Origin of the sequence: Collinsella sp. TF12-2AT, assembly GCF_003436735.1 — a bacterium.
Classification (GTDB): domain Bacteria; phylum Actinomycetota; class Coriobacteriia; order Coriobacteriales; family Coriobacteriaceae; genus Collinsella.
The window spans coordinates 17,870-31,792 of the sequence record NZ_QSQK01000008.1; the positions used below are offsets into that span (position 1 = coordinate 17,870).

Annotated in this window: 8 protein-coding genes; 6 read left to right on the top strand and 2 right to left on the bottom strand. The window is 61.6% G+C overall.

From position 1 onward, the window contains the following. Positions 1–10 precede the first annotated feature (10 nt). On the bottom strand, positions 11–892 hold the full coding sequence (locus tag DXD24_RS06470) for a hypothetical protein (protein WP_117646404.1): 882 nt from the start codon (positions 890–892) through the stop codon (positions 11–13). Between the two features lie 152 nt (positions 893–1,044). After that, positions 1,045–3,180: a LuxR C-terminal-related transcriptional regulator gene (locus DXD24_RS06475; protein WP_158550165.1), complete on the bottom strand. Its 2,136-nt coding sequence runs from the start codon at positions 3,178–3,180 to the stop codon at positions 1,045–1,047. Positions 3,181–3,619: 439 nt separating this feature from the next. Between DXD24_RS06475 and DXD24_RS06480 the strand changes: the two genes are divergently transcribed. From DXD24_RS06480 to pknB, 6 genes are all read left to right on the top strand, one after another. After that, positions 3,620–5,473, top strand: a complete 1,854-nt coding sequence (locus DXD24_RS06480) for a serine/threonine-protein kinase (RefSeq protein WP_117646406.1) — start codon at positions 3,620–3,622, stop codon at positions 5,471–5,473. Further along, complete coding sequence (locus DXD24_RS06485; RefSeq protein ID WP_117646407.1) at positions 5,470–6,480, top strand: FhaA domain-containing protein; 1,011 nt, start codon at positions 5,470–5,472, stop codon at positions 6,478–6,480. Before DXD24_RS06480 ends, DXD24_RS06485 begins: the two co-directional genes overlap by 4 nt. 6 nt (positions 6,481–6,486) lie before the next feature. Further along, on the top strand, positions 6,487–6,903 hold the full coding sequence (locus DXD24_RS06490) for an FHA domain-containing protein (protein WP_006235180.1): 417 nt from the start codon (positions 6,487–6,489) through the stop codon (positions 6,901–6,903). After that, entirely contained in the window at positions 6,900–8,699 is a 1,800-nt protein-coding gene (locus DXD24_RS06495) for a Stp1/IreP family PP2C-type Ser/Thr phosphatase (RefSeq protein ID WP_117584198.1), read from the top strand. Before DXD24_RS06490 ends, DXD24_RS06495 begins: the two co-directional genes overlap by 4 nt. Before the next feature lie 16 nt (positions 8,700–8,715). Continuing rightward, positions 8,716–11,586, top strand: a complete 2,871-nt coding sequence (locus DXD24_RS06500) for an FtsW/RodA/SpoVE family cell cycle protein (RefSeq protein WP_117646408.1) — start codon at positions 8,716–8,718, stop codon at positions 11,584–11,586. A 132-nt stretch (positions 11,587–11,718) separates the two neighbouring features. Next, complete coding sequence (pknB, locus tag DXD24_RS06505) at positions 11,719–13,680, top strand: Stk1 family PASTA domain-containing Ser/Thr kinase (protein ID WP_117646409.1); 1,962 nt, start codon at positions 11,719–11,721, stop codon at positions 13,678–13,680. Positions 13,681–13,923 lie beyond the last annotated feature (243 nt).

The following is a 13,923-nucleotide window of genomic DNA, read 5'->3' on the forward strand; positions in this document are numbered from 1 at the left end:
CTAAACAGCATCAGACCACCTCGCGTCTTTTCCACGCCCCAGAAAAAGCCAACGAAGCAAGGGTCAATAATATGATTTCCGCAAAACCGGCTCGAATGTCTGGCCAGTTATTCAGCGATTCCGACCTGATGCTGTTGAGGATATTGCAGTTAAACCCCACACAAGCCATTACGCCGAAGATCCAGCCATTTGCAAAATGCCACGCAACCATTAGCAGATACGGGACAATTATCGCTTTGATTCTGCTACGAAACAAAATTGAGAAGCCAGTTACAGCCATGGATAAAGTCCCGAGCGTGACAGCATCGAACAGCGTGTATGCGAGCACATATGACAAAGGATGCGAATAAAATAGACCGGAGAAGTAGCTATGCAGGTAAAGTCCTACGTAAGTCGACTCATCGACCCGAGGAAGATACGCAGGAAAAAGCATCGAGACGATCAGGAAATTGACGAGCAGAGGAATGGCAGTCACTGTAAACGCGGAGAGGAAAGCAGACAGCATCTTTACGTTCACGTACGCCTTTCTGGAAACGCGCGTGCATATCTGCATGTCATAACCACTCAAACGCTCAAAGAGACACGACCAAGATCCAGCCAACATTGCAAGCAGGGGCAGTGCATAGAAAAACACCGACGCAGACAGTGGCGCGTTCGCGCTCACAACAATCCAGTTACCAAAGCTACTTTCACGCGTTTGGCCGAGGTATGTCTGAGACTGCAGACCAATGCCGTAGCCAAAAGATAGCAGCTGTTTGCGTTCAGTCTCGAGCGTCCACCATGCCTCAATGGCAGCCGCCATCGAAATTGCAGTTGCAACCATAAGGGTCAACGCAAATATAGGATTGCCAAATATCTTGGACAACTCGTGCCGTAATAGATTTCCATTCAAGCGACATCACCCTCCTATTGGCCAGGCCGAGCAGCAACGCTCGACCCGGCCCTAATCACAAGCGGTTAATGATGCGTCGGCGCACGGCAACCTTTGCATGAATAGAGAATGATGTCTGTAAACACCCGCTATTGAGTTAATCGCTCAGGCGTTTACACGTTATCTACCTGCGATAACAATGAAACAAGCTCCGCTTTATTCTTGATCCTCAACTGGCGGTAAGATGCAGACCGCAGTGCTTGCACCGTAGATGCAGCGTAACCGACATCCTCCGCAATGGCCTTTGTCGTTGCCCCCTCTGCCGTCATCAGCAAAATTTGCGACTGAACATCAGAAAGGGAGCGCGACGTAAGCAGGGCCAGCTGGCGCACGCGGGCCGTTTCGGTGGACCCGTTCGCCCGGTACTCCAAGACGGCCTTCTCGTCCTCAACCGAGCGGGCGAGCGCGATGTGCGTAACGAACATGGGCACAGACCAGCAAACAATCACCGTTGCCACGACGACATTGACAGCCGAACTTTGCCCCAACAACGACGCGAGGAACAACGGCTCGAAAACCGTCAGATCCTGCACCATATTGAGCAAGACAGCCCAAACAGGAGCCGTCGCCCCGAAGCAAAGCATCCATATCCCAAGCATTTTGCGCTGCGGACAGCTTCGCATCACTATATATGTGAGCAGCACCCCCGTCAGCACCGCAAGTCCATGGATTCGCCCCCTAGCGACCGCATAGATTAAGGCAACCATGCCCATTGACACCAACGGCACGATAGCCCGAGCATGGGCATGCACCTTAAACGGACGCAGCCCAACAGCGAGCGAAGCCGTAGACGCCACGCCGCAAAACAGGACCGGCACAGCCATCAACGGAACGCGTATGCACATCAATGCCGCGATATAGATAAAAGACCATTCCACAGCAGATAGCACCGCCCATACGTACGGGCTTCCGAGCCAAATCGCTTCACCCGCTCTATCCAGCGCAGCGCCACGATTCGCTTTTCCACCCGCGTAGCGTAGCGACAGAAGCAGTCCGAGACCCAATGCGTAGCTTAAGAGGGAAAAGGCGACAGCCCGCGAAACACCGGACCCCCAATCGCTATCCGCCATTACCAAGGGCCCCGCCGCAAGGAGGATAAAGAATAATGTGAGCAGGTATCGAAACAGCCGGCGCGTTCGAGCTGATGCCACTATATCGTCAGCATGCCGCTGCGGTAGCTCATGCCCTACAGTATCGCCCTCACCCGCAAACAGCGCCACGAGCTCGCGTGAGCCCGCAACCGACGCCTTCCCGTATGCTCGGTGAAGCGTGGTCCGCACCGTCGATGGCTTCGTATCCGTCTCCCTGGCAATTTCCGCCGGCGTTTTCCCTTTGAGCAACAATCGAACAAACTGCTCTTCTCGAGGCGACAGAGAGGGAGAAAACGCTCCCGCATCGAATGGGTCGGACGTGCGGGGGATATCCGAATCGTTGTTCCGCTTCTTCCTGAGCAACGTACATACGAAGGCAGCAGCGATAACGGACCCCATCGCCAGCAATGCAATGACCACGGCATCGCTTGCGAAGTATGCCGCCTCAACAGCCGGAATAAGACCAATAGGAACTGCTACGAGCACAGAACAGGCAAACACGTCGCGCCGCCCATGGCCAAAGGCACGAGGGCGGCAAAACGGCGGGGCCACAGTCAATGCGAGATAGACCAACGGAATTAAAAGCGCAAGGCCAATTGACGCGGCCGTTACAGGGGGCATCCCCCATGGCTCGGGAACGACTCTCCATGAAACTCGACAGCAAAACAGCAGGCAAGACATGACGGCTATTGTTTCTGTAAAAATCGCGTCCTGCGGGTGACGAGTTTCCCTTTCGTCAGTCCGTGTCGACCTCTGCGTCAAAGGAGAGTCCGCCGTGCCCCAAATAACATATGAGAGAAGCAGCGACCCAACAAAGCACGAGACACACGAAACGCCATGTAACAACCAAATCGGTGCAAACACGATTGGAATAGAGTCTCCGCGAGCATAGAAAGCCAGGTCGGCCCATTCGGGAACCGTTGCAATAACACCAAGGAAAACACCGATGGCACCGAGATGCCTCGGCCTTCTCATTCCCCCCTTGCATAGCGCAGCACCATGAACAAACGCCGCGAGGCATGCGCCCAGGATAACGAGCCAGGTCATTGCACCTGACGCTAGGCCGATTGAAGATGAAAACCGGTGATAAGGGGTGACCGCCATTACGACAAGCGCAATGGCGCAGGCAAATGTAGCAGAACGGCGGGAAAAGAGCATACGGCCTCCATAGCGTGTCATTATATCGCTCGAGCCGCTCGTTTATCTCTGTTCTCACACCAGCCAGCATCAATGATTCAGGCGAACTCCAATCCGCGCCAGATCACGGTCCGGCTTTTGTTCGCAGTCCCCACATCAAAGCGGGATGCGGTTTCCTTTTGAGCGCCGATTCGGAAAGCGCATCCCGTTCCAGGGCAATATTCTGGGATGCAGTTTCCGCAGCCCACCCCATTTGGAAAGCGCATCCCATAATTTGGCTGAAAACTGAGATGCGCTTTCCAAACGAGCCGAAACGGGCCGAATCGATCGGGCCACCTCGCATCCCGCTATCCTCGCCATCTGCCCGAGCGTGCTACACTAGCAGCATCTATGCCACCGCGAACGGCTCGGCCCCGCGCCTGCCGCTCGCAAACGAACTTTAAACGCACGAGGGTTGGCCATGCCGCTTTTCTCGCAACATACCGCCCGGTTCTCGCCGGACGTTCCTTTGGAGGGCACCAGCTCTCGCGAGCTGCTCAAGCGGTACCAGCCGCTCGAGACACTTGCGACCGGCGGTTTTGGCTCCATCGAGATCTGCCGCGACACGCACCTGCGCCGCCGCGTCGCCATTAAACGCATCCCCCTTATCAACGGTGCCGGCATGCCCGCTAGCGACATCATGGATGTCCTGCGCGAGGCGCACACTGCCGCCATGCTTCAACATCCCAACATCGTGCAGGTTATCGACTTTACGCACGACACAGCCTATGCCTACCTGGTTATGGAATATGTCGATGGCATGTCGCTGGCCGAGTTTTTGCACCGCGCGGACGGCCACTCACTTACCTTTGACGAGGCCGCGGCCATTGCCGATGCCCTGGGCCAGGCGCTCACCTTCGCCCACAGTAATGGCGTACTCCACCTGGACATTAAGCCCGCCAACGTGCTCATCGACCACTCGGGCAATGTAAAGCTCACCGACTTTGGCATGGCGCGGCTGTCGTCCGCCGGTGGCTTTGGCGGCTCACGCGGCGGCACCATCGGCTACATGCCGCCCGAGCAGCTCGATATCGAGACCGGCACGGTCGACGAGCGCGCCGATGTCTTTGCCCTCGCCTGTGTGATCTACGAGGGCCTGTGCGGCAGCGCTCCTTTTATGGCGGCCACGCCCGCCGACTCGCTCGGCCGCATCATCGGCGGCGCCACCTATCCCAGCGAGCTGATACCACACTTTCCCCCGGGAGCCGAGGCCGCGCTCATGAGCGCGCTCTCCCCCATGCCGCAGGACCGCCCCAACAGCATCGAGGCATTTTGCGACCAGCTCCTTGCCGGTCTGGGCAGCGTGCGCGAAGGCCGTCGCAGCCTGGAGCAAATGGTTGGCGAACTTTCGGATGACGAGCAGGAGCTCGACGATATCGAGCCGTCGCACTACGAGGACGACACCATCGAAGTCGACCCCGCACTCGGCTGGGCAGGCACGCGCTGGAGCCATGCGCGCGACTACGCCATGCACGCTATCTCGGCGCTAACGTGCGGCGCCTTTAGCTTTTTGCTGATGCAGACGGCCGGCGTCGCGGCGCTTCCCGGCCTGGTCATTGCGGCTATCGCGATCGGAGCGGCGGCCGGCCTGGCCCCCCAGATTGGCTCGGCCATCTCGGCTGTGGGCTTTTTGGTGCTCATGGCAAACGCCACCATGCAGGCACAGGGCGTCCTGTCGATGTTGCCCGTCGCGGTGATCTTTGCCGCCGCCATGTCCGGTTGGTGGATCGCCTGGGGTCGCACCGAGGCTGCCGCGAGCGCCGCACTCACCTGTGCACTCGCGCTTGGCTGTCTGACCGGCAATACCTTCCTGGCAGCTGGGGTCACCGCCGGCGTCGCGTCATTTTGGCTCGGCCCGGCAAGCGCCGCCGCGGCAACGGGCATGGGCGCACTTTTTGCCCGTCTGGCCACGGTCGCGCTTTCAGCCGGAGGCGTGCTGGGGCTCGGTAACGTTGCCGCAGCGCTGGGAGACCCACTCCTTTGGGCTGCCTTTGTGCTGGTAGCGGCAACTGCCGCGGCGTCATCTGCGCTGCTCAACGCCCATGCCAAGCGTGCCGATCAGGGCTCAAACCTTGCCGTAATCGCCGCCATCGCTGTCGCCGGCATCGGCTGCGCAGCGGCGTCCTGTCTTGCACACCATATGGAAATTGCCAGCCTTGCAGCCGCGGTCATCGCCAAGGCGGCGGTTGCGGGAATCCTATCCTCTATAATCGTTGGGATATGCCTATATTTGCTCGGATACCAAAGAACCTATACGGAGAGTGATCTTTCGTGAACTTCCTGAACATCTTCGAGGACCACGTGGCCGGCATCTTCGGTGCCACCCGTGCCCCGTTCTCCTTTAAGAAGCTTGCCAAGCAGGCCGCTCGCGACATGGAGGATCAGACTCTGGTGATCAATGGCGTCAACACGGCGCCGGCACTCTATACCATCCTGATCGCCGCCGACGACGACCCCATGCTCGCCCCGTTCTACCCCGAGCTTTCGCGCGAGGTCCGCGAGTTCGTGAAGGCGCAGGCCGAAAAGCGCCGTTATGTCTTTGTCGGCGAGCCCCTCGTGCGCTTTATGATCGATCCGCAGCTGCGTGCCGGCAAGTTCTCGGTCTTTGCCGAGAACGTCGATGCCCCCACGCTCGGCCGCCTGTACGAAGAAGAGCGCGCCTATCAAAACGGTCTGGGCCAAAACAACTCCGCGGCAAGCCGTGCCGCCAGCGCCCCGCGCGCCGGCCAGCAGCAGTTTGCTGCCCCGCAGCAGCAGCGCCCCGCCGCCATGCCCCAGCAGCAGCCGACGCCTCGTGCCGCCGCTCCCGACCCGCTTGCCGTAGCAGATCCCTTCGCGCCTAGCGTCCCCGACCCCGTCGCTCCTATCCCGGTGCCGCAGACCGTCTCGCGCGACGCGCTTGCCGGCATGGGCGGAGCCGCCGCGACCGGTGCCGCCGTGGGCCTAGGCGCCGCAGCCGGCATCGCCTCCAACATGGCAAGCACTCGCGCCCCGCAGCGCCCGCTCGCCCAGCTCGTCGACGTCGTGAGCGGCGAGAGCCATAGCATCACCTCCGCACAGGTAACCATCGGTCGCGAGCGCTCAGTTTCCGACATTGCCCTGCGCGACCCCAACGTGTCGCGCCGCCACGCCCAGCTCACCTTTACGGGCTCGGATTGGTCGATCGAGGACCTCAATTCCACCAACGGCACGCTCGTCAACAACCGCCGCATTACGCGCTGCCCGCTGCGCAACGGCGATCTGCTGACGTTTGGCCTGAGTACCTTTGAATTTAGGGGATAGTCGCTTATGAACATCGATATCGTCCTTTTTGCAGGCCGCATCGTCTTGGTCGCCCTGCTCTATATCTTCCTGTTCGCCGTCATGAAGACCGGCGTGGGACTCGTGCGCGGGCAGCGCCGCGACTCGGCTATCTGGACGATCGATGTGGACAAGGGCCCGCGCGGTATCCGCGGCATCCACGTAGACATGCTCGGCCCCGTCATCGTCGGTCGCTCGCCATCTTCGGACATCTGCATCAACGAACCGTTCGTCTCGGCCTCGCATGCGCGCTTTTCGCTGCAGGGCCCGGCGCTCATCATCGAGGACCTCAACTCGCTTAACGGCACGCTCGTCAACGGCCGCCAGCTCGTGGAGCCCGCGACGCTGCGTGAGGGCGACGAAGTCCAGATTGGCGACGTGGTCATGAAGGTGAACCGTCGATGATCGACGAGGAGAACAAGTCCGCAACTATGACCGAGGCACCGGCCGCCGCCACAGCTGCGCCGGCCCACGCCGCTCCGGCGGGCTCCGCGCCCGTGGAGCCCGAGGACACCGTGTTCTCCCTGCCTCTTTCGCATGTAACGCATGATATTTCGGATCTCGCCGATAACGAGGACGAAGAGGATGCCGTAGCGGCGCCCATCGGCGCACATGCTGCGGAACAGCCCACAGCGCCCGAAGCAACCCCGGCGCCGGCTCACTTTGCAGAGCCCGTCGCCGCGGCAATCAACGAGAGCGCTGCGGTGTTTGCGGCACCCGAACCCGCCGCGCCGGCGTTTCCCATAGCCCCGGCATCCGAGGTTGCGCCCGCGTCTACGCCGGCGCCCGAGCCTATAGACGTCAGCCCGCAAGACGACGAGTCGACCGCCCGCGCGCCCGAGGAGCCCGGCTCCCCGGACACCGGCGATTCCGAATCAAACGCCGAGACCGACACCGTCTCTCCCGGTGACACAGCCGAGATCGACGTTGCCGCCGTTGAGACCAAGCTCAAAGACCCCGGCTCGACCATGAGCTTTGAGCCCCTGACCGAGGAGCGCATCGAGACCGACTCGACCTATGATGCCGGCACCACCACGCAACTCATGTGGGGCGCCCGCTCTGACGTTGGCTGCGTACGCCCGCACAATGAGGATTCCTACCTGGTGCAGTCGCCGCTCTTTTGCGTATGCGACGGCATGGGCGGTCACGCCGCCGGCGAGGTAGCCTCTTCCATTGCCGTCGAGACTATTGCCAAGACGGCCCCGCAGTCCGCCGACGCAGCACGCCTGGCCGCAGCCGTCGAGGCAGCCAACGCCGCCGTAATCGAGGCGGCCCTGAACGGCCTGGGCAAGCCCGGCATGGGCTGCACAGCCACTTGCGCCTATATCGAAAACGACACGCTCGCCATCGCCCACGTGGGTGACTCTCGCGCCTACCTGCTCCACGAGGGCACGCTCATCCGCGTGACCCGCGACCACTCCTACGTGGAGGAGCTCGTGGACGCCGGTGAGATTACGGCAGACGAGGCTCGCGTCCACCCAAACCGCTCGGTCATCACCCGTGCGCTGGGCTCGGACCCCGCCATGTATGCCGACCACTTCACTCTGCATATCGAGGAAGGCGACCGCCTGATCCTGTGCTCCGACGGCCTTTCGAGCATGATTCCCGATAGCGATATCGAGAACATCGCCACGCAGTCCTCAACCGCGCAAATCTGCGTCGACAACCTAGTGGACGCGGCGCTTGCCGCCGGCGGCCACGACAACGTGACCGTAGTAGTCGTTGACCTGGTTGACGATGGCGTTATGCGCGAGGCGCAACGCGTGCGTCGCCGCAACGTCACCATCGGCGTCGTCTTAGGTCTCGTCTTGGTGCTGGCGGCTGCCATCTGGGCCTACACGGGTGTCACCGGCTCGTACTACCTGGGTACCTACCAGGGCAATGTCGCCGTCTGGCGCGGCCTGCCCGGCAAGCCGCTCGGACTCAAGCTCCACTGGCTCGAAAGCGAAACCAGTATCAAGCTGTCCGACCTGCCCGAAGACACGCAAAACCGCCTCAAGGCGGGCATTCCGCAAACAAGTGTCGACGATGCGCAGGACACGATATCCAAGTACCGCCACCAGATCGACGAGGAGCAGACCCGCCAGGTGATCGACGCGCAAACGATTCGCGACAACACCGACCAGGGATCGACCTCCGAATCAGATTCCGAGAAAACCGCCGAACAGTCCGCCGAGGCCGAAGCCTCCGAAAAGAACTAGAAAGGGAGTGCCGCTTATGAGTCGCCGCAACACCGAGCTGCTCTTGCTCATCGCCTCGGCGTTCCCCGTCATCCTGCTGTATGCGATGTACGTCCTCACCGCGGGCGCTGCCATCTCCTTTGAGACGCTCGCCGTACCGATCGGCCTCTTTGCCGCCTTTGCCGCGGCCCACATTGCCGTGCGCATCTTGGCGCCCGGTGCCGACCCCGCCATCCTGCCCATTGTCTTTGTGCTTTCGGGCATCGGCATCACGTTCGTGACGCGTCTCGCCCCCGCTCTCGCCATCTCACAGCTCATCATCCTGTTTGTCTCGGTGGCCCTGATGGTGGGAACGCTCGCGTTGGTTAAGAACCTCGACGTAGTCATGCGCTACAAGTACACCTTTGGCATTATCGGCATCATTCTGTTGATGCTGCCTATCTTTATCGGCACCACGATCTCGGGCTCCAAGCTGTGGATTCGCATCGCGGGCTTTACCATCCAGCCCGGCGAGTTCGCCAAGGTCTTTATCGTGCTGTTCCTGGCCGGGTACCTGGCCGAGAACCGCGAGCTGCTCTCCATCTCCAACCGCAAGATCCTGGGCTTTAAGATCCCTCGCCTGCGACTGCTGCTGCCGCTGTTTGCCGTGTGGGGTGTGTGCCTGCTCGTCGTCGCCTTCGAACGCGATCTGGGTTCGGCCGTGCTGTTCTACACCATCTTCTTGCTGATGCTCTACGTTGCCACGGGACGATTCTCGTATGTCGTTATCGGCCTTGCGCTCTTAGCCGTTGGAGCCGTGGGCGCCTACAAGTTCCTGTCTCACGTTCAGGTGCGTTTCCAGGTTTGGGTCGATCCGTTTAAGGACGCCCAGGGCCAGGGCTACCAGATCGTCCAGTCGCTCTTCTCGCTTGCCGATGGCGGTCTGGTCGGTGTTGGTATCGGCAACGGCATGGCCAACAACATCCCTGTCGTCGAGTCCGACTTTATCTTCTCGGCCATCGGCGAGGAGATGGGCCTTTTGGGCGGCGGCGCCGTGCTCATCCTGTTTATGCTCTTTGCCGTGCGTGGCCTCACCACGGCTGCCCGCGCTAAATCCGACCTCGCCGCCTTTAGCGCCACGGGCCTTACGGCCGCCATCAGCTTCCAGGCCTTTTTAATCGTGGGCGGCGTTACCCGCCTGATCCCGCTGACCGGCGTCACCCTACCCTTTATGAGCCAGGGCGGTTCCTCGCTGCTGGCAAGCTTTATCATCGTCGCGCTCCTGCTGCGCGCCGGTGACGAAGCGACCGGACGCGAGGCCGAGCTTACCGGCACCGGCACTATGGCCGCCATCACCGATGATCAGGTCGCATCTGCCGCCGCCCCGACGGGCACGCGCTTTGCCACCTCGTCTTCCTACGGCAGCGGCAGCCATTCCGTCGGCTCGCGCATGCGCCGTCGCCTGCTCGACACGCCTGAATCCGGTGTGCTCGGCCGCGTTGCGCTCGCCAACCGTCTAACCCGTGCGGTGCTCGCCTTTACGGCGCTATTCGCCATCCTTATCGGCAACCTCACCTATGTCCAGGTCATCAAGGCCAAGGACTATCAGGACATGCCGACCAACAACCACACCATCGCCCGCTCCAAGTACATCCAGCGCGGTTCCATCATCACGTCCGACGGCGTGACGCTGGCCGAGTCGCTGCAGCAGGAGGACGGCACCTACGTACGCTCCTACCCCAACGGTAACCTGGCAGCGCACGTGGTTGGCTACGTGAGCCAGCAGTATGGCACCACCGCCATCGAGAGCGTCATGAACGACACGCTCACCGGTTCTAAGGACTACTCCAGCTGGAACAACGCCATCGCGTCGCTCGCGGGCCAGACCCAGCCGGGCAACACCGCCAAGCTCACCATCGACTCGCGCATCCAGACGGCGGCCGAGCAGGCACTCAAGGGCTTTAAGGGCGCTGTAGTGGTCATCGACCCGCGTACCGGCGCGGTGCTCGCATGTGCCAGCTCGCCCACCTACGACAACACCAACATCGACGCCCTACTGCAGGCTGGCGGCGGCGAGGACGGCTCCATGTACAATCGCGCCATGGACGCGCTGTACACGCCGGGCTCAACGTTTAAGGTCGTTACGCTTTCCGCGGCACTCGAGACCGGTACTGCCAGCCTTACCAGCACCTACCAGGCGCCCGGCTCCATGGACATCGGCAACGCACCGGTCACCAACTATGCCAACGAGAGCTACGGCACCATCAGCCTGCAGCAGGCCTTTGCCGTGTCCTCCAACGTCGTCTTTGGCCAGGTGGCAAACGAAGTTGGCGCAAACACGCTCGTGCAGTTTGCCAACGCCTTTGGCTACGGCCAAAAACTCGGCCAGGACCTGACCTCCGCGGCCTCCATCATGGCCGACCCGTCGCTCATGACCGAGTGGGAGACCGCCTGGGCCGGCGCCGGCCAGCCTGTCGGCATGGACCACACGCCCGGCCCGCAGACCACCGTCATGCAAAACGCCGTGATTGCCGCCGCCATCGCTAACAGCGGCGTGGTCATGGACCCGTACTTTGTAGCCCAGGTACTCGCCCCGGACGGAACCGTGGTCAAGACCACGCAGTCCCGCTCGCTGGGTCAGGCCGTCAGCTCCACCACGGCCGACCAGGTCAAGCAGGCCATGCTTGCCGTCGTCCAGTCCGGCACCGGCACCGATGCCCAAATCCCCGGCGTCAAGGTCGCCGGCAAGACCGGCTCGGCCGAAACCGGCGGCACCAACGTCAACTCGATGTTCGTTGGCTTTGCACCTTACGATTCACCCACGGTCGCTATCTCGGTGGCCTTAGAGGATTACGACAAGCATGACGTCAAGGCCGCCAAGATTGCCGGCATCGTCCTGACCGCGGCGCTCGCCGCACAGGGAGCGTGATGCCCATGATCGAATCGGACACCCGAGGCGCGCCGCGGCCGAAGAGTTAGCGGCAACGCGCCACACGGCCCCAGCGGCCACATCGTAGGTACTACACACATCGTTGAGCGAATAGTTATGTTAGGAGCAGGAATGGAACAGAGGGTCCTCGGGGGAAGATACCTCCTCAAGGATAAGGTGGGGACAGGCGGTATGGCGACCGTCTACCGTGCGCAGGACCAGGTCCTCGACCGCACGGTAGCCGTCAAGATCATGCTGCCGCAGTATGCTGGCGACGCAACCTTCGCCGCACGCTTTAAGCAGGAGGCCCAGGCAGCAGCCGGTCTCTCCTCCCCCTATATCGTGGGCGTCTACGATTGGGGCAAGGACGGCGACACCTATTACATCGTCATGGAGTACCTGCGCGGCACCGACCTTAAGAGCGGCATCAAGAGCCACGGCGCCCTCGACCCCAAGAAGGTCGCCCAGATCGGCTCGCAGATCAGCTCCGCGCTTTCGGTCGCCCACAAGCACGAGATCATCCACCGCGACATTAAGCCGCAGAACATCATGGTGCTGCCAGACGGCAACATCAAGGTGATGGACTTTGGCATCGCGCGCGCCAAGAACAGCCACCTCACGCAAGACAACAACGTGCTGGGAACCGCCCACTACGTCAGCCCCGAGCAGACCCGTGGTCAGGACCTCGGCCCCACCTCGGATATCTACTCGCTGGGCGTCGTGATGTACGAGTGCGCCACCGGCCGCGTTCCCTTTGACGGTGACGACGCTATCTCGGTCGCACTCAAGCAGGTCAACGAGCTGCCTATTCCGCCGAGCCAGATCAACTCCGGTGTCGACGCCGACCTTGAGCGCATCATCCTCAAGTGCATGGAGAAGGACCCGGCAAACCGCTTCCAGACCGCCGACGAGCTGCGTCAGGTGCTCAACAGCTACCTGTCGGGCCGTGCCGTCAACATCTCGGAGCCCACGCGCATCATCGGTGCCCCCGGTGAGCTGGGCGCCACCAAGACTCGCGAGCTTTCCGATCAGACGCGCGCCATGGTGCGTCCCGTCTCGGGCGTGAGCGGCCAGAATACCGCCCGTAGCTCGGTTTCGGGCTCCACCGGCTCCTACGAGGTCGAAAAGCCCAAATCCAACAAGAACAAGATCATCGCCGCCGTGGTGGCAGCCGTTGCCGTCATCGGTATCGTGGTGGCCTTTGCCACAGGACTCTTTGGCGGCGAGCAGGTCACCGTGCCCGATGTGCTAGGCAAGGACCAGCAGACTGCCGTCGAGCAGATCAAGGAAGCCGGCCTCGAGGTCGGCACCATCGACCAAAGCTACAACGACGATGTCGACGAGGGCAAGGTCGCCGAGCAGACGCCCAACGGCAACACCAAGAAGGCCAAGGGCACCAAGGTGAACCTGGTAATCTCCAAGGGCCCCAAGCCCTCCGAGAAGGTCGAGGTTCCCCGGCTGGTCGGCCTGACCAAGGACCAGGCAGAAGCCGCGCTGGCAAGCGTTGGCCTGAAGGGCAACGCCTCCGAGGAGGCCAACGAGGCCGATGAGGGCCAGGTCTTTGAGCAGGGCACCGAAGCCGGTAAGGAAGTCGAGAAGGGCACGACCATCTCGTACAAGGTCTCGAGCGGCCCGGATACCACGTCCGTCCCCGACCTGACCGACATGACCGAGGCCCAGGCGCGCAACGCCCTCGATATGGCAGGCTTTGGCGTCGACGTCAGCTACCAGGAGAACGACTCCGTCACCGAGGGCACCGTCATTAGCTGGAACCCCAGTGGCAAGCAGAAGCCCGGCGCCACGATCACCGTCGTCATTGCCAAGAAGTCCGGCAAGGCCAGCGTTCCGGGCAACCTGTACGGCAAGAGCATCTCCGCGGCCGTCACCGCGCTCAACAACGCCGGGTTCTACAACATCGCATTCTGCGATCAGAACGGCAACCCCGTGAGCGGCAACGAAAACGCCACCGTTACGGGCGTCTCCCCCACCGGCAAACAGTCTACCGACAGCACGATTACGCTGACGGTCGCACTTTCTGGCTCGGGTTCGGGTTCGGGCTCGGGCACGGGCGACGATTCCGGTACGGCCAACTAGTCGCCACCCCACCGCCCATTACGGCTCTCGCCGCAAACATATTCACTCACAGGCGCCCGCTTGCTCCCCCAGCAAGCGGGCGCTTCGTTTTTGACATGGCATGAACCAGAAGAGCCCGGCACCGTGTCGGTGTACCGGGCTCGACAAATCTCTGGTGCCCCCGGGCGGATTCGAAAACTCCCCCCGCGGGGAAATTGGTGACGCGGGTGTCGACGGTCCGAATCCGGCCTTTAGACCAGAAGA